Raw genomic sequence first — 23,028 nt, forward strand, 5'->3', positions numbered from 1 at the left:
ACAGTTATGAATAGAAAAATGGAGAGCACGTACTTTATCGTGCCTGATCATATCGCGCAATCATCATCACTTTCTGATGCTGCATTTCGCTTATTAGTATGGATGTTATGCAAAAAGAATAAAGACCGCATTGCGGATTTTTCGCGTTTCTCGTTGCAATCTGACAAACAGCATAGCATTACTGAACTGATTAATAAAAACTATCTTCAGCAAGATGACTCTGGTCTGTACATCAATAACGCCATTATGTATGAAGACTTTAAAGAGCAGGTTGCTAGCCCCGTATCAGCGCCGGATCCAAGTCTGCAGTATTTTCAGCAAGTGTTTGATTTAGTCGCTGAGTATTCGCAAAAACGCTTGAATTTTAATAACGGTAAATTCCGCGTGCGCTGTGACGAGTTCATGCGCCAAGGTTTTACTATTGAACATATTAAAGTGTTATGTATTCAGCTGAACAGTCGTAATCCAGCGTTTGATTGGTATGAGCTTGATGGCACTGAATTACAGCATATTAAAGATGTATCAGCGGTGAACAGGGTCAATGCACCAGCCAGTATTCAATCTACTCACAATCCTAATTCTGAAGCGCGTCAGCCTTTTCAGCCGACAATAAATCGTCAAGGTGTACGTCATATCCAAAACCAAAGTGGATTTATGCCGAACTATCATCAAATCAGGCAAGATCCGCAAAAGATGGCGGATATTAAGCAGGTTTATGATTATTGGTTTAGCTCGAAACGTTTGCAGCAGTCGCAATATATTGCGCCGAAACAAGCACACTTTGAAAAGCTACACAGTCTGTTAATGTTACATTCGATTGCCGAGCTCAAGCGTGCGGTTGATGGTGTTGATCACCGTCGTGACTTAGTCAATAAAGGTCGTAACTTTAATGATATCTTTACTAACTCGGGCAATATCGAAAGCCTGGTTAGCTTAGCGGACAGCATGGAAGTAAGCCAGGCGGATTCTCCGGCGTTACGAATCTTTAATTATTGGCTTGAACGAACCCAAACTGCGGTGGGTATTAATTTACGCATGACGGCTGAGCAACGTGACCGACTGATACTGCGTTTGGAAGTATTTACCGAAGCCGATCTGAAATTAGCCATTGATGGTGCGCAAGTAGACCCGTATTATCAATCTGTTAACTTTGCTTTTGGTCTATTATTCAAAGATGATACTAGCGTGCATAGTCTGATATCGTTAGCACTGAATGGTAAGCAAGATGTATCGCGAGCGAGTCGTAAAGACAGTAACTTAAATAAAGCCTTAGCTGATATGGGTATTAGTAAGTTAACCGTCGGTATGACCGGAGAAAACGGCGGTGTCGTGAAGCCTATGGCGCATGAGCGTACGGTAACCACAGCACCATTGAAAACATTACCACCTCGATTTATTGATCCGGGCTTCTTTGATGGCGACGATGATTAACGGGCTATTAGTTAGATAAGAGCTAGATAATTGTGCGAGTGCGGTAACTTGTGCAGTCACTAGTGCGGTAGCTATTACTGTAAGTAGTACGATAACTATTGCTGTAAATAGTGCGGTAAATAGAAATTTCAAATTTTGATAGTAGGGTGTATGGAACAAACAATTAGTTTAACTCAGCCACAAACAGAAGCCATTGCAACTATGTATACCATGCTTGCAAGCAGCTTCCCGTCATTTAATTATGACTACGATTCGGCGCAATTTAATATCTGGAAACTAACATTCACCAAATATCCACCTGAAGCCATTATCAAGGTCGCAGAGCAGATACCAACACTGCGTCGTAGCAATGGTTTGCCTTATGATTTTCCGCCAAGCCTACCTGTGGTAGCTGATATGATCATGCGTGAATCGATTGTATTAATGGGTCACTCAGATCATGATAAAGCTTACGACCGCTTGTTTAAGTTTAAACGTAAAAGCCCAGCGGAACGTGCCGAAACTGGAGATAACTTTGTTTATACGCTATATCGTAAATTAAACCGTTACATGGCGATGGATGCAGATAAATTTAGACCTATTTTTACCCGCGAATACTTGAAATTGGCGGATGGTGTGACTAAAGGCACTATGTTGTTAGACGAGATCCCGTTAGCGATTGAGAGTAAATAAGGTGTTCTAGAGGCTTAATTCCCCATATTCTTACTGGAATAATTTGACTCAAACATATGCAAAAATAGAATCGACTTCTAAGATTTAGAGTGAGGTGTTGTTCATATGCTAGCCTAAAATTATATCTAGAGCTGCAGCAACACCTAACAAAGTTATGTGGGAGTTATTGTATGAAATATTTATCGTTATATATGTTAGTTCTGGGAACTACCATTCTAGTTGGTTGTGAATCAGGGCCTGAATCATCTAAAGGTTTCAGTTTGCCTAAAGGTGATGTAAGTAATGGAAAAACGGTATTTTTAAAATATGAATGCCTATCATGTCATAAGCTGAAAGGTATTGAACAACCGGATATTATGGATAATCCCGAGCTATCTGTGAGACTTGGCGGGACATCTACTGTTGTTAAAACGTATGCAGACTTAGTGACTTCAATTATTAATCCGTCGCATAAAATAGCTCGAGGTTACCCTCATTCAATGGTTCAAATTGATGGCGTATCAAAAATGAAAGTTTATAATGATGTGATGACAGTGACAGAACTTGTCGATGTCGTGACATTTTTACAGCCATACTACGAACTAGTACCACATTCTAAAACAGACTACCGTTATTATAAGTATGAGTAGTACTTAGTATTACGGAGTGTTTCGTGTTCATCTATGTTTAAGGCTCTTTAGCCTGTTACTTAGGTAAGGTTATCAATAAGCAGGATGTTTAATGATAGATCTGAATAAGATGAACCCGTTCACGTACTGGCTTCTGTTAAATCGAAAATGAGCAGAAATACTAAGATGCTCTTTCAATATTCCTTCAACGCCTCTTCCCTTATTGTCACTGTTTGCCATATCTTAAGCTGATAGCATAACCGATATATCTATTATTGATAAAGCAAGTCTCTGTATTTATTATGTTGTAATAACAGATATGATCTATCATTTTAATATAGCGTAATGATAAATCAGGTTATACCGACCTTAAACCAATATTAACGCTATTGGTTATCATAATTAAGGGAATACATGATTTGGAATGGCATTACTAAGATTGAAACGAATGTTTTTAAAGGTTTGGGTATCTTAATGATCGTTATTCATAACTTCATGCATCGTTTCCCAACGCCTAGCGAAAATGAAATGGAGTTCACGGCGGTAAAGATCTTCAATTTTTTTGATATTTTATTGACCGAACCAGCCGGTATTATTCGCGCATTATTTAGCTACTTTGGTCATTTTGGCGTGCAAATATTTATCTTTTTAAGTGCTTATGGATTAATGAAAAAGTACGCTAAAAGTGACAGTAAGTTATTATATATAAAGTTTATTTTCGATCGCGCAGTTAAAATTTATCCGATGTTTTTACTCGCAATCTTGTCTTATCTTATTTTTATGTTTACCTATAATGTGATTTATGGCGGAATGGGCTTGATGGAGTGGTTGCTCCCGCTGTCCAAGCCGCTTATCTTTAAATTATCTCTGTTATATAACTTTTATCCGCACCAAGGCTTATCGATAGTTGGACCATGGTGGTTTTTATCGTTTATATTTCAATTTTACTTAGTATTTCCATTAATATTGGTTATGTTCAAGCGCTTTGGAAATGCATTTTTAATCGCTATAAGTTTACTTTGCATCGCTATATCCATGCTGACTAACGGTTACCTATATAGCAATGTTAGCGTTTTTATTACCGTGATTGGCCACATGCCTGTATTGTGTTTAGGCATTTATTTAGCGCAAGATAAACCGGTAAACTTACCAAATTGGTTGCTTGGTATTTCAATTGCAGCATTCACTATCGGTAATTTTAGTGAATATGCTTTCTTAGTTAGTCATTTCTTCTTTGCTATCATCTTGCTGTTTTTGTTTAGCGCGATATTGAAGCACATTAAAGTGGGCAGTTTCGTTTTTAAAACCTGCATGTTTTTTGGCTCAATCTCCATGCCGTTATTTTTGGTCAATGGATTTTTAAGAACGCCTTGGGAAGGTATGGCGCATGAGTTTAACAATGAATTCATCACTATTTTATTGTGCTTACTGTGCTTGGCCATTGCATCACTTTATTCGCTCTTTTTGTTGAGACTTAATAATAACTTACATGGTTTATTAAAAAGGTAAATAGCTACTCGGGTGATGCCAGCTGTTTTGAATACACACCTGCTGTATGAATAATACAACCTTGTTTTATGCTGCACAGCTTAAGCAATGGCGGCACTTACACCGTACTCGAACACCGAATTATCACAATTACTAACACAACGACCATCACACGGCTACAACTACCAACACCACCACTATAACGACTCGTCAGGTTACAATACTGCTATTCTGTGAAATAGATTATTTCTGAAGAGTCATTCACGACGTATTTATCTTGTTTGATGTCAGGGTGGAACACTGATTTAGTATAATCAATCTGTGTCGCGGTTACGCCTAGCCATTCTGCGAAAGTATGTGGGAAATCGCGCATGAAATAAGTCGTATTTTGTACGTTACTGTTGGTTTTACTACTGGAAATAAATATAAACGGAACCTCAAGCGCCTCTCTTTGAAATAAACTACCGACACCATGAGATTTATACGGCTTTCTTGCTATATCCACGAGGCCGTGATCTGAAAAATATATCACTTCATAATCTGAAGATGTTGATTTTAGCAACGATACCACCTTGTTCATAAAGAGGCTGGTGTTTAAGATACTATCATCATAACAGTTTTGGTCATTACTCAACTGTGCTCTATAGGAGTCCTCCAGTTTTACCAAGTCTTTGGTCCGTTCACAGAAATCGGCATGAGAGCCGATCATATGCAGAAAATAAACGTTATTTGCATCACTGTCTAAATGCGCTTTTAAATCCTCGATTAAGACGAAATCAGAATTTGCCTGCTGATAATTTTGATTATGAAATATGGTGAAGTTAGTTCTATTCGCAATGTTAGTGATGGGACTATCATATATGCCAATCTGACCTTGATTGGAAAACCAGTAGGTATTGAAACCAGACTGATTGGCTAAGTCGATAATGTTTAAATTATTATTAATATTGAGCTTATTATTGATGGCTAAAATTCGACTCAAGGCCATGCCGGTTTGTGGGGCTGGTGCAATTGGATCTGAAATTAAAGTGATACCATTTGTGTCTTGCAGTGATTCGGTTGTCTGCCTATGGTATCCGTATGAGAATAACGATGACTTTTGTACTGATTCTCCAATGATAACCACGTAATTTTTCTTATCAGATGACGTTGAAACTGTGATGTTTTCCCATTCCGATGTGATCGGACTATTCTCAATTTTTTTCAATTGAGCATATGATTGTGATAACGGAATTGCTTTCAATAAAGGCATGTTAAATAAAATGTAATAGGCTCTACTCATCGGAACTAGGACTACTTCCCCTGCGGGGGATACTGAAAATACGGCATTATTTTTAGCTTGTGATGACGATAAACCAACTAATAACACCAGAGTAGACACGATAATAACATTGGTTTTAAAACCAACGAGACGTAGGTTTATGCTGAATAAAAGCAAGGGTGTGATAATAAGTTGTAATAGTACCACTAATGGAATATCAAAAGAGTTAAGCATTTCCATACTTTCTTTGGTATTCGTTTCCATGAGACTGATAAAAATACCCAGTTCAAAACGCCCATATTGGATACTAATGAAGAGCATGATGGATGACATCACACTGATCATAATGAACAATAATAAGTTCAGATACTTTGATTTGAAAATGGTGGATAGAAGCAAAATAAACAGTGTACTAATACTGGCTTTAAGTGCAACGCCTGCAATATATTTTATGTTAGCAAAATTGAAAGCACTGCCTAAAGACTCCACATCGACCAGAATGAAAATATAATATATATAAATTAAAATAATAGACGCCGATAAATAGAGTATATTTTTAGATGAGCTAAGTGGTACTTTTTTTGACATTAAAATATAACCAAGTTAACGATAGTATATCTAATATTAGGTGATAAACGTTGAAGTTGGCTCGTTACATCTAACTTACTACAAATAAAGCATATTTTTCTACTACGCTAACCTCACTTTGCTGTATTCCTGCTTTACTTATTATGTCGCTTCAGTATTAGGTCAATAAGCAGGGATGTTTAATGATAGATATCAATACCTTTAACCCACGTTTGCAAATACTATTCAGTGTGATACTAACCCTGGTGGTTGGCTTATTGTGGTATAAAACCAAAATGTGGTTAGTACCTGTGGTATTTGTACTTACGCCACTGGTGTTGATAGGCTTGTTAAGGATCCCGTTTTATATTGTCATTACCTTCATTATTTTTTCTTATTTTCGTATTCATGAAGCCTTTCCTATGATGATGCCCTTACGTATTCCCTTGGCGTTTTCGCTAGCGTCTTTTTTTGTACTGGGCTGGCATATATTCTTAAGCAATAATATTAAAATATACTGGTCGACAGAGCTCACCTTAGTCTGTTTATTTCTCGGCTGGGCGACGTTTGGTATCATGTTCGCTTATAATAAAAATGCCGCGTTTAGCACTTTCAGCGGCGTGTTAAGTAAAGTTTGGGTAATGACGATCGCGATCTGTTGGCTGGTACGCAGTATCCATCACTTTCGTATTGCCACTTATTTATACGTGGTTGCAGGTGCAATGATTGGCTTAAAAGCCATTAGCAATAAATTAGAAGGAATTGGCCTTGTAGAGGGGACTCGGGTCACTATTTCCCGAAACTTAGGTTCCTTAATTGGCGATCCGAATGATTTGTCGCTAGTACTGATGTTTCCGATGTCATTTACCTTATCTAATCTACTGCAGCCGAACATTGGCAAGTTACACCGATTATTATTGGCGGTTGCGTATGTTATTTTATTTTGGGCCATTATCGCTACGCAGAGTCGTGGTGGACTGATGGGGATCATGACTGTGACCGGTTACTTTGCCTTTAAACGCATCAAAAACAAGCTATACATAGTAGCGGGAGCTGCTATGTTATTGCCGATTTTATTAGTGATGGCGGGGGTTTCTGACCGTTCCTCAGGCGGTGCCGCAGAAGGTGGGGTTGATGAGTCTGCGATGGGTCGTATTTATGCATGGATGGCGGCATGGGGAATGGCTGTAGCAAACCCTTTTACCGGCGTAGGTATCAATAATTTCTACCTTAATTATTACTTGTTTAGCCCACATTGGGATGGTAAAAATCATGCTGTTCACAGTACTTGGTTTCAGGTATTAGCTGAAACGGGCTTTGTCGGATTGGCACTACTTATTACACTTATTACTATGTTGTTTAGGCGGTTATGGCGCACCGAAGTTGATAGCAGGGTGTTACCAACGAGTGAGCGAAATGCTATCGTAACCTGTAACGATGGTATTTTTGCTGGATTGTTGGCGTTTTGTGTCGCCGGAACATTTTTGACTCAGGGTTTTACCTGGCCTTTGTATATCTTATTGTCGATGACCGTGGCCTTAGCTAAAATATTATCGGAAAGACTGGCAGTTGAAGATCTTGTTAAAGTCGATAAAGAAGCGATAAATTGCACCTCATGTATTAAATAATACTGGGGATTGTGCTATGTTTTGTCTACTGTTTATTCTTGAGTACATCTGCATTGCCTGACTATTCTTTTTCTAATGTTGCTCAATTATTTGGTGCTAACTGCCGTACCTTATCATTTCGTCCTGAAGGGGCTGTTTTTACCACTAAGCGACAACAAATTTACCATTATCCGTGGGCAAGCTTTGAACCTAAATTAAAGCATTATCGGGGATCCTTCTTTGATACCATCGTTCTTAATTGGGAAGACCAACGCGTACGTTTAAATGGTGTGACCAAGGCGGATGTTACCGGACTGATTGATGACTTGTACTTTCATGCGCTAACGGGCCAAGAAACAGCGATACTCGAACAGTATCAACAGCTCACACAAGTGATCGAACAAGGTTATATTCCCCATTCCAAATGGCTGAGTTTAAAGCAGAAATTATCACCTTGGGCTGATTGGTTAGAAATATTGCCGCAGATTAATCACATCCCCCCGACACTCAAGCTACCTTTAGCTCACTTGCGTTTTTGGCAGCAAAGTCAGGATGATAATCTGGATAAATACAATCAAGCTGTGATGAATAAGCACAAACAAAGCCATAAAATCTTGTTTGATAACCTTGAAAGCCATCCTCTGACTGAAAAACAACGAGATGCCTGTGTTGTTGCCAATGACGCCAACTTGGTGCTAGCGGGTGCTGGCTGTGGCAAAACCAGTGTCATGCTGGGGCGTTGTGCTTATTTACTCGAGTCTCAACAAGCCACTGCAGATTCGATATTGATTTTGGCGTTTGCAAAAGATGCAGCGCAAGAGATGAAAACAAGACTCGCGGAACGATTACCCAATGCCAAGATCACCGTAAAGACCTTCCATGCGTTAGCGCTAGATATCATTAAACAAGTTGATGGAGGTAAGCCCAAAATCAGTAAGCTTGCCAGTAGTGATAGTGCCAAGCAGCAATTCTTTAAGCAAAGCATCGCGGCGCTTTTACTTGATAATGAAGTACTTGATAAAGATCTGCGGGATGAAGACTTTAAGGCCTTATTTAGTGAGTACTGTTACGCTTATGTGGCTTGGTTAGGTAAGTTACCTGAGAATAAGCATGACGCCGAAGTGCAGCGGTTATTAGCAGGTAAGGGCGGTTATAAGAAATTGTTAAGTCAACTTGTCGAATTGACTATGCAGTATAAAAATACCCTGACAGACAAATCGAAACAAAAGTTAAATGCCTTATCTGATACACATTTCGCGGCGTTAACACATGAAATTGTGGAGATACTACTTGGCTTTTATGAGGCTGATTTACACGAAAACAATGAGTTAGACTTTGATGGGATGATCACTAAAGCCTGTGACTATGTTAGTAATGGCCAGTTCAACTCGCCTTGGTTGCATATACTTGTTGATGAATTTCAAGATATCTCGCAAGCGCGCGCTAGCTTAGTAAGACAGTTACAAACTCAGCACGACGACAGTAAGCTGTTCTGTGTTGGCGATGATTGGCAGGCTATTTATCAATTCGCTGGCAGTGACATTGCAGTGACAACGCGTTTCAGTGATTATTTTGGTATAACCTGTACCTTACCACTCGATACCACATTCCGATTCAATGATCAGATTAGCGCGGTTGCCAGTAAATTCGTGATGGCCAATGCAGAACAGATGGATAAGCAGATCACCACACAGAGCAAAGCCAAAAAAGCCTGTGTGCAGATAAGTTATTATCAGCTTGGTAACGACCAGAAAAATAGTAATAAGCAAAGTGATAAGAAGGCGAACACATTATTACCAGAAAATGAATTGTTACCAGTAAATAAGTTGTTACCAGCAAATGAATTGTTGTTAGAAAAGAAATTAGCTCAATTAGCGGCGAACAATACAGGGAAACAGAAAGGTGAGGGGAAACAAAAATCAGTGTTATTGCTAGCGCGATTTAATTTTCAATTACCGGATGCCAAGTCACAGGCTGCATTATCTTTGCAATATCCGCAGTTGGAGATTAAAGCCATGACGGTGCATAGCGCGAAAGGCCAAGAAGCTGATAATGTCATTGTTTTAGCGATGGAGGCGGGTGAGCATGGTTTCCCTTGTCATAAACGTCGCCATCCGTTTGCGGAAATATTACAACCGGATCTGTCTGGATTCCCTGATGCAGAAGAGCGCCGCTTGTTTTATGTGGCCTTAACACGGGCGCGTCAGCAGGTCAGTTTACTGTGTAATAAAGATAAACCATCAGATTTTGTGGAAGAACTACTGGCTGGAGATTACGCCGTCACCGTAACTAAGTAGTCGTGGATATGCTCGGTAAATGTGATGAAATCGCCTTATTAACTGGCAAGACTGGTTGTTTCTGCGTCAAGTTTACGTTGGAAGTCTTGTTGCACGATCGTTAATGCTTTAACGACTGTTTCTGTCGGCATCTGGTTTTCTTCTAGTAATTGAATAAGATCCACTGCTAATTTTATATGTTTTGGTGCGTTTTCTAACGACATGATAAAGAATCCTTAATTATTTTAGTAGATTATTTTAATGAAATATTACGTATTAAGATTTTTAATTTAGAACGATATATTTTATTACAATCAAACTGATATTATTAGCCCATATTCATTGATTAACAATTTAATGCCGAGGCTATTATGAACAAAGAACAAGTACACCACGTTATCCAGTTATTACGCGAAGGTCATTCATTAACTAACATTACTAAAATGGCAAAAATCAACGTAATGTATGTAAGTGTAATTCGTAAGTTAATGGTAATGGATCTTCTACAAGTAGAAGCTTAATTCATGCGGTTATCGTTCAATTGCTCAGTATTTAATTGGTTTATGTTTAACATTAGCAGTAACATTAAATCTAAACTAACTAACATCTTTCTTTTGTTCATAGCGTTGTAGTTGTTGTCGCACTTTTGCTGTCGCGGCCTGACAACGCTGTAACCTTTGTTTCGTTTGCTGCAATTGAAGTGGATCGCTTTGTTGATCTATCATTGCTTGCAAACGGCGTTCAAACTCTACTTGTTGCGCTAATTTATCATATAAATAGTGTGATTTCTGCAGTAACTTCTTCGCCATAACATCATAATTGATTTGCTGTTCTTGGACTTCACCACGTCTAAAATGACACTTCTGTAATACGCCGTTAATCGCCCTAAATTGATGTGCTACTTTCTCTAATAACACTTCTTCTATCGATAATGTATTGTTTATAGCTAATGTATCTTTTATAACTAATAAATTGTCTCGCGATGTGCTTGGCTTATTATCTTTTGCCGCTTGTTTATCAAAATAGACTTGTAGACGCGTCATGCTCTTTTCTAACTCAACCACGTATTGATGAATATCTTGATTGTTATAGATGAATAAACCCGGATAGAACAACGCACGATCACGTAATTTATAGTTTATCGTCGTGGTGTGACTGGAGTTAACTTGCTTACTCAACGCACTCAGCTGTTGAATACGCTGAGCGAGTTGGTTTAACTGTTGCTGCTGGCGGTTTATTGTAGCCATGCTTGGTACGCCAGTTTACAGGCAATGATGATCACCACTGTAATAAATAATGGGCGAATGAATTTAGCGCCAAAATGAATAGCGGTATGCGCACCAACAATCGCGCCAATCATAATACATAGCCCCATGCTTAAGCCCAGATACCAGTTGATATGACCAAGATAAATAAAGGTCAGTAAGGATGTGAAGTTACTGGTGAAATTCATTGCTTTAGCAACGCCAGAGGCAAACAAAATATTCAGTTTGTAGAGTGCCATTGTCGACACAGTCCAAAATGCACCAGTGCCTGGACCCGCTACACCATCATAGAAACCAATAATATAACCTTGTATGCCCTGTTTCTTATGCAGTGCCGGATTATCATCGGGTAAGGTTTCACCTGTGTGTTCTTGGGTTTTGCTAAAAATAGAATAGATAGCGGTAAAGATGATAATGACGGGTAATAATTTGTCTAACCAAGCGTTGCTGATGACGTTGACCATTAAGGTACCGCATATCGCACCAACGGCAGTGAACAGAAATGATCGCCACCAAAATTTGGGATTAAATAAACGTTTTTTATAAAACGTAATTGCGGCGGCACTGGAACCAAAGCTCGCGGCTAATTTATTGGTACCTAATGCCAGGTGTGGCGGTAGACCAGCACTGAGTAGTGCGGGTACTGTTAATAGACCACCACCACCGGCAATGGCATCAATGAAACCAGCAACCAGTGCGACACTGCATAAAATTATAAAAACCGAAGGTTCTAAACCAAGTTCTAACATCAAAATTCTATATTTCTTTTATAAGGGGGGAGCGAATTAAGCAATGCTGGTCCGTAGCGTTTACTGATAACTCGACGATCAAGTAGCGTAATTCTACCAGAATCTTTTTCTTTTCTCAGCAATCGGCCACAAGATTGGATCAATTTTTTACTGGCTTCGGGTACCGACACTTGCATAAACGGATTGCCCCCTGATTTAGTTATCCATTCTGACTGCGCTTCTTCAACAGGCGAAGTGGGTACTGAGAACGGGATCTTAGTGATAATTAAATTAGTTAATAAGTCACCGGGTAAATCCAGACCCTCGGACAAGCTGCTGGTGCCAAATAAGATACTGGTTTTATTGGCTTTGACGTTGTCGCTGTGTTTTTGTAGTTGTTCTGAACGTGAGCTTTCTTTTTGCACCAATAGCTCTAGTTTAGTGGTGCTACGGATAATTTCAGCCACTTGATTCATTTGACGGTACGAGCTGAATAACACTAATGATGCTTTTTTGTCAGGTAATAAGCTCGGTAGTTTTTGCCCTAATAATTCAGTGAAGCCTTGTTCATTGGGCGCGAGGGCTAAGTTCGGTATATACAGCTCTGCTTGTTCAAACTCAAACGGTGAATTGAGTTGCAGATGCTGTGTCGACTCATCATTGAATAGACCAACTTGGCGACGGAAATAATCAAAGTTGCCGAGAGAGGTTAACGTTGCTGATGTTAGGATCGCCGCGCCACACTGTGACCACAACATATGTTCAAGTTTACTGTCCACATCAATCAAACTGGCCGCAAAAATATGGTCGTCTTGGCGATTGCCGCTTTTCTCTACCCATTTTGCCAGTGGCGTGCCTTTGGTTTCTTTAATCAGCATATTCCACACTTGGTGGAGGTTTTCGATGCGTTGTAAATAGAAACCGACTTCAGCAATGAGTTTGTTGGCTTTGGCTTGCGGTAGTTGATCTTGTTTTAATTGTTCGGCAAGCACATCCACAATTTTTGCTGTTTGTGAGACGCCACGTTTGGTTTCGTGATTCATGTTGGCCGCTAACTCTGCTAATGCTTCGGGTAATTGACCATCGGTAAAGCGCCAAGAATCATCACTAAACTGCGCGTCATTGGCTGACATTAAACTGTGGATCTTAGTCAATTCTTTATTGATGCTGTTGATTGAACTGAGCAGTTTGGTGACAGGATCTGAAATATCACTTGATGCAATTGTCTGCGTGAGTTGGCGCATTGATACTGCCATAGTTTGTAGCCAGGCTTTAGCCCCTAATACCGATGCATGCGCTGACGAAAAGTCACGAGTAATGCGCGGTAAGTGATGCGCTTCATCGATGACGTAATAGCAGTCTTCTGGTTTAGGTAAAATAATACCGCCACCGAGCTCTAAATCGGCCAATAATAATGCGTGGTTAACAATGAGTACGTCACACTGATCTAAAGCTTCACGGGCTTTATGAAATGGGCAATTTCTATGAGCACTAAATGATTTGCTGCAACTGTGACGGTCAGAAACGATTAATTGCCAAATGTCATCGGGGATCTGGGTTGGCCAGCTGTCTATGTCACCTTGCCATTTACCAGCTGCGTAGGCGGTAAATAAGCGCTTAATAAGCTGGAAGTCACGTTTTTTAGGGATAGTAGCTAAGTCAGCAAGCAGCTCTATTTGGTCATCTGCTTGAGCAAGCATCGCTAATTTTTGTTCACAGCAATAACGCTGGCGACCTTTCACCAAGGCAAACTCAAATTTCAGTCCCGATTGACGGCGAAAGAAAGGTAACTCTTTATTTATTAACTGCTCTTGTAAGGCAACGGTGGCGGTCGATATGACTAACGTCTGCTTGGCTTCGGTTGCCAGTGGGATCCCTGCAATCAGATAAGCTAATGACTTGCCTGTACCGGTGCCAGCTTCAGCAATAATCAAACGGCGGTTTTTATCAAAATTACCGGCGAGGGTTTTTGCCATTTCTGCCACAAGGATATTTTGTGAGCGACGGACTGCGAAGTCAGGTAGTGAATCTCGGATATTTTGATAAACATCACGAATCGCTTTTTTACTCTTATCTGAAAGCATGGTTACTCTTAATCTGAAGAAAGGTCGTTAGTACTTTTATAATCACTCTATTTTAGCGCAATTATAAAATCTGTATAGATATTACGTCGGTGAACACTGATAAATTTACAGTAGTTTATAAAAATACCGGGTGAGCGCTTATTCACCACTGACAAAGCTTACAAAACTGACAAATTAGAGACTGAAAGCTGACCTTGAGTTTTATATTATGGTGTAGCTGTTTACACATCATCAAACAAAGAACGGTATATGCATAGGCTTGCTAGTAGCACAGTGGTATATTGCCTCCATAAAGAACTTTGTAGAAATAGTGCTTTACTTAATTAATAACGGCATAAGGTTTCCTTAAATATGTTAGCAGATGACAAAAAACACATTTTAATTGTTGAAGATGATTTAGAGATTTGTCGACTTCTCGATATGTTCTTACGCAGTAAAGGATACCAAGTATCACTGAGTAATAACGGTACAGATGGACTCGCTGATATTGCCCGATTACAACCCGACCTAGTGGTATTAGATATAATGATGCCAGGCTTGGACGGTATTGAAGTATGTAAGCAAAGTCGTGAGTTCTATAGCGGACCTATTATTATGCTCACCGCTTGTAGCGAAGAGATATCTGAAATGTCAGCATTAGATACTGGCGCTGATGGCTATTTGCACAAACCGCTGCGACCACATATCTTGTTATCGCATATCGAAGCGTTTTTGCGTCGTGAAAATAGAAGTAATCAAAATATTAACGCGCTAAGTCATACTGGCTGCTTAACTATAGATACCTTGAAACGTCTCGTTACGCGTAATAATGAAGAGATAATTTTAACTGGCGCAGAATATGAAATGTTAGCCTATTTAGCTAAACAAGCTGGGATGATTGTCAGCCGAGACGAATGTTATCGCGCACTTAAAGGCGTTGAATTTGATGGCCTAGATAGAGCGTTGGATATGCGTTTATCAAGTCTACGTAAAAAGATAAAAGATGATGTTGCACCGTATCAAATAATCAAAACAATTCGCTGTAAGGGCTACCTATTTGTTAAGCAATAATATGTTTACCAAGCTGAAGGAATTCATCAGTTATAATTCGCCGAATACGCTGTTTTTCAAGTTGTATATCAGTGTGACTGCCGTGATCGTAGGTAGTATTGTCGTGGTTAGTCTGTCGATGGATTATTACTACGAAAACCTTGATGATGTGACATTTGTTCACGATGCTAGTTTTGCGGCAAGATTACTCGATGATTTTGTTGAAGATACAGATGTTTGGAACATGGAAGTCGACTTACTAAGCCGGTTTACTGGTTTTACGATTGAAAATATTTCGATGAAAAATGCACTGCAATATCACAACAAACATGAATTGTTAGATGTTGTTGACATCGAGCCCAATAAAAACTATCCGCCTCTGCCTGTTGGTGTCGGTAAATGGGGAGTTTTCGTCTATAAACATAATGACGAAAGTGGCCTTCTTGCAGTGATCCTACCGCATAATGATGGGCTATTACTGATTATTGACAGTACAGGCGTTAATTTACCGATAGATGGACCTGAAGATTGGGAGGGTTATGATGCTGAGCTATTTTTATTAGGTTTTATCTTTTTAAGTATTGCCTTAGTACTGTATTCGACAGTCAGAAATATATCCAATCACGTCTATCGGTTAAGTGATGCTAGTTTAGCGCTGGCAAAGGGCGATCTAGATACTCGGGTAAACAATAAAATTCCCGCGCCTTTGAATCAAATGGCAACAAGTTTCAATAAAATGGCAGAGTCGTTGCAACATTCAGAGCATCAACAACGAGTCATGGCAAATGCCATTGCGCATGAATTACGTACGCCGTTAACACGCATTCAGTTAGTGATGGGGTTATTAAGTGATGAAGAGCATAGTGAATATACCACCGCATTACATAGTGACTTGAGCCGATATTCGGTCGAAATGGAAGCCTTGGCTAATGATATTTTGATGTTGCAAACGATCGAACATAATCCATCATCCATAAATCAGAGTGTTGATTTAAGCTGTTTAATAAAGTCACGTGAAAGTGAATTTCAGCGTCAATATCCACAGATATGTATTTCATCCGACATAGATTTGGTTAGTGTGGATGGTAACCCTCGCTACCTTCAACTCATTGTAGATAACTTGGTGAAAAATGCCTGTTTATATGCAGATTCAGTCGTCAAAATTAGCCTCCAAAGTCATGGTGAGTATTATCGAATTATCGTCGAGGATGATGGTGATGGGATTTCCTTACAGCAGCGCGAGCAAGTACTTGATGCGTTTACCCGTTTAGATAACAGCCGAAGTCGGCAAACTGGCGGATTTGGTTTAGGTTTAGCGATTGTAAATACGATTGTTAAAACCATGCACGGTAACATACTGATTGAAACCAGTGATCTTGGTGGTGCACTGTTTATTATTGAGTTTAAACATGAACATGAACATGAACACGAATACGAACAGTAAAATAAAATGACGACCGCTGGTGCTTGTCGTCATTTAATCTCATCGCGTTATACCGTGCGTAATTCTTGTTATACAGTGCGTAGTTCACGACGTAGAATCTTACCTACGGCGGTTTTTGGTAACTCATCCATAAACACGATTTGTTTCGGTACTTTGTATGCAGTTAAAAATTCTTTACAGTGTGAAATGACATCTTCTTCAGCAAGATCTGGGTTTTGTTTTGATTTAACGATGAATGCTTTAACCGCTTCACCGGTTTTTTCTAGTGGAACACCAATCACTGCCGCTTCTAGAATACCTGAGTGGTTAGCTAAAATCTCTTCGACTTCGTTGGGATAAACATTAAACCCTGAAACGATGATCATGTCTTTTTTACGATCGACAATCTTGTAATAGCCATTTTCTAGTTGTTCCGCAATATCCCCTGTTTTGAAGAAACCATCGCTGGTCATGACTTCAGCGGTAGCGGCTTCACTATGCCAGTAACCTTGCATCACTTGCGGGCCGCGAACGGATAATTCACCGGCAAGACCTGCCGCTACTTCATTGTTATTGTCATCCAGTAGCTTAATCTCAGTGCCGGGCAGGGCAGCACCAATCGAGCCTATTAAGGTTTCTCCTGGGCGGTTAAACGTCACTACTGGCGCGGTTTCAGATAAACCATAACCTTCACAAATATCGCAGCCAGTCACTTCTTTCCATAACTTAGCGGTTGAACTTGTGAGTGCAGTGCCACCTGAGGTGGTTATTTTTAGTTGGCTGAAATCCAATGCTTTAAATTCAGGTTGGGTGCATAAGCCAACAAATAAAGTGTTCAGACCTGAGAACGCCGTGAATTTAACGGTTTTAATTGCGTTGACAAAGCTCGGCATATCACGTGGGTTTGGGATTAATACTGTGTGGGCACCCGTACTGAAGTACAGTAATAGGGTGATGTTAAATGCGTAAATATGATACAGCGGCAGTGGTGATATTAGTATTTCTTCACCTTCAGTGATCTCGTTAGTTAAACGGTGCTTAGTTTGGATGGTATTACTTAATACATTGCTGTGGCTCAGCATTGCGCCTTTGGATAAGCCCGTGGTGCCGCCAGTGTATTGTAAAACGGCTAAATCATCGATATGACAAGCAACTGGCAGGTAAGGGTTCTGCTCACCGAGTGCTATAGCATCTAGTAATGAAATGGTGTCTAGCTGTGTTGAGCCTTGTGCTTGTGGGGCTAGTAAGTCTGCTGCATGAGTAGTAATAACCGTCTTGATGTTGGTATCAGGCAGTACTTTTTCTGCAACGGGTAATAGATCAGATAAAATGACTAACGCAGTGGCTTCTGAGTTATTAAATTGATGTAGCATCTCTCTTGGCGTATACAGCGGGTTGGTATTAACTAGGACTAACCCTGCGCGCGTTGCACCATAAGCTACAATCGGAAATTGGGTAATACTGGGTAATTGAATTGCAATCTTATCACCAGGTTTTAGGTCAGTGTGGTTTTGTAAGTAAGATGCAAATGCGGCAGAGAGTTCATCGATCTCTTTAAAAGTAAGGGTTTTACCTAAGCAAGTATAAGCAGGTCTATTGGCATATTTTTCACACGTGTCTTGTATCAAATCAGCAATACAATTGAGTCCGTTCAATTCGATTTTTTCTACAGCAGTATTCGATAACATAAATTATTCCTATCCATTAAGTTGTGTGGTGTATATTAAGTGACAGCAGATAACAGTAGTAGTTGCAACATACTTGTTACAAATAGGTTGTTGACCGGTTTTTTTTGAACGATAAATTTAAACGGTCGTATGATTTATTATCATACTGTGGAATTTATTGATTGCAGCGATCAATACGTTATTTTTGCATATAGATTAACTGGTCGGTTTAGTTTGTTGCGGATTTAAATATCAGCGTAATAGCAGGTTGAGCTGTTAGCAGCTAGGCTTTTATATATCGTTTTAATTTTATTCACGTAGCATATACTAAATCATGATTTATAAGAGGCGGAATTTATGGCTAAGATTAAGATAACTATCATGTTTATTTCATTTTTGATTTATCCCTTTAATAGTTTTGCAAAACAGCAAGGGGCTATCTTTTTGGGTAGTCCTATGTCTGGGTTCCAGTACCAGCAAGATGATTTGCGATTTTCTTTGGGCGTTAAAGATTTCGGCTTTGCGTTTGATCAGATGTTTAGTGTCGCAACATTATTGCAGAAACCTAACTTGGAGCCTCTGTATGTGTATCTGGGGGCACAAGTTGTCGACGACCATAAACATAAAGTAGCAGTTCGCTCTGGTATCGGCTTTCAGCAACCATTCGAAAAAATAATATTGTATGCAGAGCTTGGTCCTAGCTTGTATGTGCTAGAGGATGTGGACATGAAACTAGAAGCGAGCGTCGGTATAAAAATAGGCTTTTAAATATACTCGCTTCGGAGGCCGTTCTTGTTGAAGTCTTGTTTAAGCAATCGCTTTTACAAGTCTAGATACATTAATATTGGAATCAGAATAATATTACAAATGACAAGAGAGCTGGCCAATGTAAATATTTTTTTGACCTTGCTACAGCGATAAATAAAGTATTCATCAAAATGCCGTAAATGCTCATTACGATGGATGTAATGAAATAATTGCATCTGTTTTGAGTAGTTACCTTCTGTTTTAAAGAATACTCGCCCATTTACTCGTTGATAAAGTAACGGGTCTATATCTCTCATGCGATAGAGTAGGCAGCGCAACGAAGATACTGCACGCGCCACATTAATTAGAGTAATCATTGAAAACGCGATAAAAATAAGATCACTATTATTCATATTCTCTCCTCAGCGAGTGCCGCACTGTACTTGTTCGTTTCATTATCCTTATTATTATTAGTTTAATATATATTTTTACTTTAGGTATGTTATGCCGAATAAAAGCTGATTATTTATATTATTAAACGATATTTTAACACCCTGTAAACACATTACAAAAACTAATCCGAAAAAATTAAAAATATACTGAATACCCGACCTTTTTCGCTTGCCTAACACGATGGTCAGGACTATTATGCCGCCTGAAATGAAGAGTAAGATATTGCGTATATGGATTTAGCCTGTCACCAATCTTTACATTATCAATCCAACTAGAGTTTATCTCTAATTATTGCGGTTTTTAGCCTTAATCACCGTTTTATATTCGTATATTATTATGAGGGTATGGTTGTGCTACAACAATCGTCTTCTGCCAATATGGCAAAATTACTATTTCTAATTATTATTCTGACTGCTGTTGGCCAAATGACGCAAACGATGTATGTGCCATCAATTGCGGCGATGGCCACAGATTTTGCTGTTCAACCCACGTATTTACAAGCTGTTATGGCTGCTTATTTGATCCCTTATGGCTTATCACAGTTTATTTATGGGCCATTATCAGATCGCATTGGCAGACGTCCTGTGATCATGGTAGGTATGCTGATATTTTTACTGGGTACATTAGGGGCGCTGTTTGCACCGTCTTTTGAATGGTTCCTATTAGCTAGTTTTATCCAAGGTTCAGGAACGGGTTGCGCGGGCGCAATGTCGCGAACGGTCACGCGTGACTGTTACGATGGTGCTGATCTGCATAAAGCCAATAGCTTAGTTAGCATGGGGGTGATATTTTCACCGTTATTGGCGCCAGTTGTTGGTGGCTACCTTTCAATGGCGTTTGATTGGCATGCAAGTTATGTGTTCTTACTGGTTTTTGGTGCGTTAGTGACGTTAGCTATGTTTACGCTATTTGATGAAACATTGCCGAAAGAAAATCGCCGTAATGAGCGCGTTTGGACTAGCTATAGTTATGTGCTGAGTAACCGCCAATTCCAAGGTTATGTATTTTGTTTGATCGCAACATTTGCTGGTATTGCGGTATTTGAAGCGGCGGCGGGTGTATTACTCGGTAGTGTGCTAAAACTAGACCCTACAACGATCAGTTGGTTATTTGTATTACCTTTACCTGGTTATTTGTTGGGTGCCTGGTTATCGGCAACATTGTCGGTACGTATCGGTCAACGTAATTTGTTCAATATCGGTATGGCGACGTTAATCATTGGTGCGGTGGTTATTGTTATTCCAGGTATGAGCGGACTCGTCACAGTAGTTTCCTTGATTGGTGGTGGTTTTATTTCGTTTATTGGTGCTGGCATTATATTCCCAGCAGCAACGACAGCGGCAATTCAACCTTTCCCACACCATGCCGGAACTGCCGGTGCTATATTAGGTGGTATGCAAAATTTAGGTGCTGGTCTGGTGACATTATCTGCATCTTTGATGGGCGCAAAAGATCAATTTAATCTTGGCACTGTGATGCTGGTGGCTGCGATCTTAGTGGTTATTAGCATACTGTGGGTGCGTCGTCGCTTTGCGAGTGATGCTGCAATGACTCCTAGCTTATAAAATAATACTCTTAGTTTATAAGAGAGTGCTTCTAGCTTATAAAGTCATACAGTGGGAACAGGGATGTTCCCGTTTTCGTTATTGCTGATGTGTTCGGTAATGCGGGTCTGTCCAGCAAAGTGGTAACTCTTCACCTGATAGGAAAAGTAAATCTGATTTTTTAAATGATTCAGGATCTTGTTGTTCTTCACCAACCTGATAACGACCTATTACCGTATTATGGAATAGATTAGTTAGATCATCTTGTCCTATCACTTCTATCATATCGTTATTGATTCTGTGTTTGAAAAACATAATGAACCCCACTCACTTACTGTTTTCTATTAGTGATAGTATAGCTTGCGCTCACCTTTTATTTTGATTATCAGTTAAACTGCTGGTGCTAATGAACCCGTAATGTAGGTGTAATATGACTAAACCATTCTCGCAATCTTGTGAAAATAATAAACACGCGATTTTAACTGTATTAACGCGTGAGTTGATGCAATCCCAGCGAATACTGGAAGTGGGTACGGGCACTGCTCAACACGCTGTGTATTTTGCTGATAAGCTGGCGCATTTAACCTGGCAAACGAGCGACTTGGCTTGTAATCATGCGGGAATACACCATTGGTTAGATAGTGTGTCTTTAGATAACTTAAAACGCCCTTTACTATTAGACCTTAATCAACCTTGGCCGATTGAAAAAGTGGATGGTATTTTTACTGCGAACACTTTGCACATCGTCAGCTGGCCTTTAGTGAGCAATTTCTTTCACGGGGTTGGTAAGCATTTGTCATCTGGAGGCAAGTTGTGTATCTATGGTCCGTTCAACTATCTGGGACAATTTACCTGCCAGAGTAATGCTGATTTCGATGTGTGGTTAAAAGATATCGATGTTGAGCGTGGTATTCGCGATATTGAGGCGATTAATCAGCTGGCGAATGCGCAAGGCCTGACCTTGATGAATGATCATACAATGCCAGCCAATAACCGTTTATTAGTGTTTGTTAAGTTTTAGCGACCACATTAGCGCCTTTCACAAGAGGTACATCCGCGGCAAGCTGCGCGAGTCTTACTGCTACGGTCTAGCCGACCTCGTTGCACTTTACAGTAAGCGTTTTTTAAACAACGGCGATAATCAAACCAGTCTTGCGGTTTTGTTAAGAGCACATAGCCGTTGAAGCGTTTGAGTAAATCATCCTGCCATTCATGTATTAAGCCACTGTCAAAACCAATCTCAAAGAAGTCTAATAATGCCGGAATACTTGCTAGGTGCTTTATTTTCTCGGCAATGCTGGGCTTGTTTGTTGTTTGCATAACGGCCTTCTGTGTTAATTCTGCCTTAAGTTAGCTCTGTCTTAAGTTATGTTTAAATCAGCAAGCCACTGCGCTTCGAAATCTTTCATTCTTAAGTGCTTACGTGAACTTTCATGGGCTTGTTTATGTTGCTCTGAGGTAAATGGACCTGCTTGGCAATAATGACAACAATCATCACCTAATATGGGCGGCTGGACTAACTGCGAACTAAGCGCTTGTACTACTTGCGATTCAGGACGCGGACTCCATACATAGGTAATACCTTTGGTATCTTTAACGTGTTTATCACGATCGACATTACGAATTCGGTATCCAGGGAAGTTGGCAATATCGAATTTCATTTCACCGAGGTAATTTATATCGGTATTGAGTATCAACGAGTGTTCAATATTCCATTCAGAATAAGGTTTTACGTCTTTGCTGGTGATATAACACAGTTGTGGACCGGCGGGGTCGAGTAACTGCTCACTGCTATTAATTAAAAACTGGCGTAACAGACGACGATTTAGCGTGTTAATACCAACACCTGCGCATTTGTCATTAAATTCTGTTTTAGAGGTAAACCCTGGTACTAATGGAAACTGGAAAATGACCAAATCAAAACTATGTCGGTTTATTTCAGACCAGGTTTCTGGTTGGGTGATATCAAATCCGGTTAATACTTGGCAATTATTAGCGATTAATTGTCGATAAAAATCATCACCATACTTATTTTCCAAGGTCGCAAGGGGATCGTAAATCGTTGCTGTTAATTGCGTTGGAGCATAGTGCTGAAGTAAGGCATTAGAAAATGATAAATCACCATCGCCAATCGTGAGAATGCGCCAGTTGGGATCAATATGCATGGTCAAAGAAACT

At 39.8% G+C, this 23,028-nt stretch carries 22 protein-coding genes; 12 read left to right on the top strand and 10 right to left on the bottom strand.

Annotated elements, in window-relative coordinates; genetic code table 11:
• Nucleotides 1-6: 6 nt before the first annotated feature.
• From CXF93_RS05140 to CXF93_RS05155, 4 genes are all read left to right on the top strand, one after another.
• Nucleotides 7-1,431: a hypothetical protein gene (locus CXF93_RS05140; RefSeq protein ID WP_232784110.1), complete on the top strand. Its 1,425-nt coding sequence runs from the start codon at nucleotides 7-9 to the stop codon at nucleotides 1,429-1,431.
• Between the two features lie 150 nt (nucleotides 1,432-1,581).
• Nucleotides 1,582-2,103, top strand: a complete 522-nt coding sequence (locus CXF93_RS05145; protein ID WP_101061349.1) for a hypothetical protein — start codon at nucleotides 1,582-1,584, stop codon at nucleotides 2,101-2,103.
• Nucleotides 2,104-2,273: 170 nt separating this feature from the next.
• Nucleotides 2,274-2,732 carry a c-type cytochrome gene (locus tag CXF93_RS05150; protein WP_101061350.1) on the top strand — a complete coding sequence of 153 codons (459 nt, stop codon included), beginning with the start codon at nucleotides 2,274-2,276 and terminating at the stop codon, nucleotides 2,730-2,732.
• 393 nt (nucleotides 2,733-3,125) lie between these two features.
• Nucleotides 3,126-4,220 (top strand): acyltransferase, encoded by a 1,095-nt coding sequence (locus CXF93_RS05155; protein WP_101061351.1) that lies wholly within the window; start codon nucleotides 3,126-3,128, stop codon nucleotides 4,218-4,220.
• A gap of 205 nt (nucleotides 4,221-4,425) precedes the next feature.
• On the opposite strand, the gene CXF93_RS05160 is transcribed toward CXF93_RS05155, so the two are convergent.
• A complete protein-coding gene (locus tag CXF93_RS05160) occupies nucleotides 4,426-6,048 on the bottom strand; it encodes a phosphoethanolamine transferase (protein ID WP_101061352.1) in 1,623 nt (540 codons plus the stop codon).
• Nucleotides 6,049-6,230: 182 nt separating this feature from the next.
• Between CXF93_RS05160 and CXF93_RS05165 the strand changes: the two genes are divergently transcribed.
• Together CXF93_RS05165 and CXF93_RS05170 are read left to right on the top strand one after the other, a co-directional pair.
• Complete coding sequence (locus CXF93_RS05165) at nucleotides 6,231-7,655, top strand: O-antigen ligase family protein (RefSeq protein ID WP_101061353.1); 1,425 nt, start codon at nucleotides 6,231-6,233, stop codon at nucleotides 7,653-7,655.
• Between the two features lie 38 nt (nucleotides 7,656-7,693).
• Nucleotides 7,694-9,931, top strand: coding sequence for a UvrD-helicase domain-containing protein (locus CXF93_RS05170; RefSeq protein WP_232784111.1), 2,238 nt, complete (start codon nucleotides 7,694-7,696; stop codon nucleotides 9,929-9,931).
• A gap of 38 nt (nucleotides 9,932-9,969) precedes the next feature.
• Here the strand turns inward: CXF93_RS05170 and rsmS are convergent, their stop codons facing one another.
• Nucleotides 9,970-10,134, bottom strand: a complete 165-nt coding sequence (rsmS, locus tag CXF93_RS05175) for a pleiotropic regulatory protein RsmS (protein ID WP_101061355.1) — start codon at nucleotides 10,132-10,134, stop codon at nucleotides 9,970-9,972.
• Between the two features lie 147 nt (nucleotides 10,135-10,281).
• On the opposite strand from rsmS, the gene CXF93_RS22055 reads away from it, so the two are divergent.
• The gene (locus tag CXF93_RS22055) at nucleotides 10,282-10,431 is read left to right on the top strand and encodes a hypothetical protein (RefSeq protein ID WP_198551590.1); all 150 of its coding nucleotides are present in this window, start codon (nucleotides 10,282-10,284) and stop codon (nucleotides 10,429-10,431) included.
• Between the two features lie 75 nt (nucleotides 10,432-10,506).
• On the opposite strand, the gene priC is transcribed toward CXF93_RS22055, so the two are convergent.
• Genes priC through dinG form a run of 3 tightly spaced genes read right to left on the bottom strand, consistent with a single transcriptional unit; the run spans nucleotide 10,507 to nucleotide 13,987 of the window.
• On the bottom strand, nucleotides 10,507-11,157 hold the full coding sequence (gene priC / locus CXF93_RS05180; RefSeq protein WP_101061356.1) for a primosomal replication protein PriC: 651 nt from the start codon (nucleotides 11,155-11,157) through the stop codon (nucleotides 10,507-10,509).
• A complete protein-coding gene (locus CXF93_RS05185; protein WP_101061357.1) occupies nucleotides 11,145-11,924 on the bottom strand; it encodes a TSUP family transporter in 780 nt (259 codons plus the stop codon). The genes priC and CXF93_RS05185 overlap by 13 nt, the downstream gene beginning before the upstream one ends.
• Nucleotides 11,924-13,987, bottom strand: coding sequence for an ATP-dependent DNA helicase DinG (gene dinG, locus CXF93_RS05190; protein ID WP_101061358.1), 2,064 nt, complete (start codon nucleotides 13,985-13,987; stop codon nucleotides 11,924-11,926). The genes CXF93_RS05185 and dinG overlap by 1 nt, the downstream gene beginning before the upstream one ends.
• 351 nt (nucleotides 13,988-14,338) lie before the next feature.
• Here dinG and CXF93_RS05195 point away from each other — a divergent pair, with 351 nt between their 5' ends.
• Both CXF93_RS05195 and CXF93_RS05200 read left to right on the top strand, forming a co-directional pair.
• Complete coding sequence (locus CXF93_RS05195; protein WP_101061359.1) at nucleotides 14,339-15,037, top strand: response regulator transcription factor; 699 nt, start codon at nucleotides 14,339-14,341, stop codon at nucleotides 15,035-15,037.
• Between the two features lies 1 nt (nucleotide 15,038).
• Nucleotides 15,039-16,460, top strand: a complete 1,422-nt coding sequence (locus CXF93_RS05200) for an ATP-binding protein (RefSeq protein WP_232784112.1) — start codon at nucleotides 15,039-15,041, stop codon at nucleotides 16,458-16,460.
• 68 nt (nucleotides 16,461-16,528) lie between these two features.
• Here the strand turns inward: CXF93_RS05200 and CXF93_RS05205 are convergent, their stop codons facing one another.
• The gene (locus CXF93_RS05205; protein ID WP_101061361.1) at nucleotides 16,529-18,127 is read right to left on the bottom strand and encodes an AMP-binding protein; all 1,599 of its coding nucleotides are present in this window, start codon (nucleotides 18,125-18,127) and stop codon (nucleotides 16,529-16,531) included.
• A 336-nt stretch (nucleotides 18,128-18,463) separates the two neighbouring features.
• On the opposite strand from CXF93_RS05205, the gene CXF93_RS05210 reads away from it, so the two are divergent.
• Nucleotides 18,464-18,874, top strand: a complete 411-nt coding sequence (locus CXF93_RS05210) for a hypothetical protein (protein WP_101061362.1) — start codon at nucleotides 18,464-18,466, stop codon at nucleotides 18,872-18,874.
• Between the two features lie 53 nt (nucleotides 18,875-18,927).
• On the opposite strand, the gene CXF93_RS05215 is transcribed toward CXF93_RS05210, so the two are convergent.
• Nucleotides 18,928-19,266, bottom strand: a complete 339-nt coding sequence (locus tag CXF93_RS05215; RefSeq protein WP_101061363.1) for a hypothetical protein — start codon at nucleotides 19,264-19,266, stop codon at nucleotides 18,928-18,930.
• A gap of 384 nt (nucleotides 19,267-19,650) precedes the next feature.
• Between CXF93_RS05215 and emrD the strand changes: the two genes are divergently transcribed.
• Entirely contained in the window at nucleotides 19,651-20,871 is a 1,221-nt protein-coding gene (gene emrD, locus CXF93_RS05220) for a multidrug efflux MFS transporter EmrD (RefSeq protein ID WP_101061364.1), read from the top strand.
• A gap of 78 nt (nucleotides 20,872-20,949) precedes the next feature.
• Here emrD and CXF93_RS05225 read toward each other — a convergent pair whose 3' ends face one another.
• On the bottom strand, nucleotides 20,950-21,165 hold the full coding sequence (locus tag CXF93_RS05225; RefSeq protein ID WP_101061365.1) for an acetyltransferase: 216 nt from the start codon (nucleotides 21,163-21,165) through the stop codon (nucleotides 20,950-20,952).
• Between the two features lie 115 nt (nucleotides 21,166-21,280).
• Here CXF93_RS05225 and CXF93_RS05230 point away from each other — a divergent pair, with 115 nt between their 5' ends.
• On the top strand, nucleotides 21,281-21,871 hold the full coding sequence (locus CXF93_RS05230) for a DUF938 domain-containing protein (protein ID WP_101061366.1): 591 nt from the start codon (nucleotides 21,281-21,283) through the stop codon (nucleotides 21,869-21,871).
• Between the two features lie 8 nt (nucleotides 21,872-21,879).
• Here CXF93_RS05230 and CXF93_RS05235 read toward each other — a convergent pair whose 3' ends face one another.
• Together CXF93_RS05235 and CXF93_RS05240 are read right to left on the bottom strand one after the other, a co-directional pair.
• Nucleotides 21,880-22,170, bottom strand: coding sequence for a nitrogen fixation protein NifW (locus CXF93_RS05235; protein ID WP_101061367.1), 291 nt, complete (start codon nucleotides 22,168-22,170; stop codon nucleotides 21,880-21,882).
• A 41-nt stretch (nucleotides 22,171-22,211) separates the two neighbouring features.
• A complete protein-coding gene (locus CXF93_RS05240; protein ID WP_101061368.1) occupies nucleotides 22,212-23,015 on the bottom strand; it encodes a class I SAM-dependent methyltransferase in 804 nt (267 codons plus the stop codon).
• Between the last annotated feature and the right edge of the window lie 13 nt (nucleotides 23,016-23,028).

Origin of the sequence: Moritella sp. Urea-trap-13, from assembly GCF_002836355.1 — a bacterium.
Classification (GTDB): Bacteria; Pseudomonadota; Gammaproteobacteria; order Enterobacterales; family Moritellaceae; genus Moritella.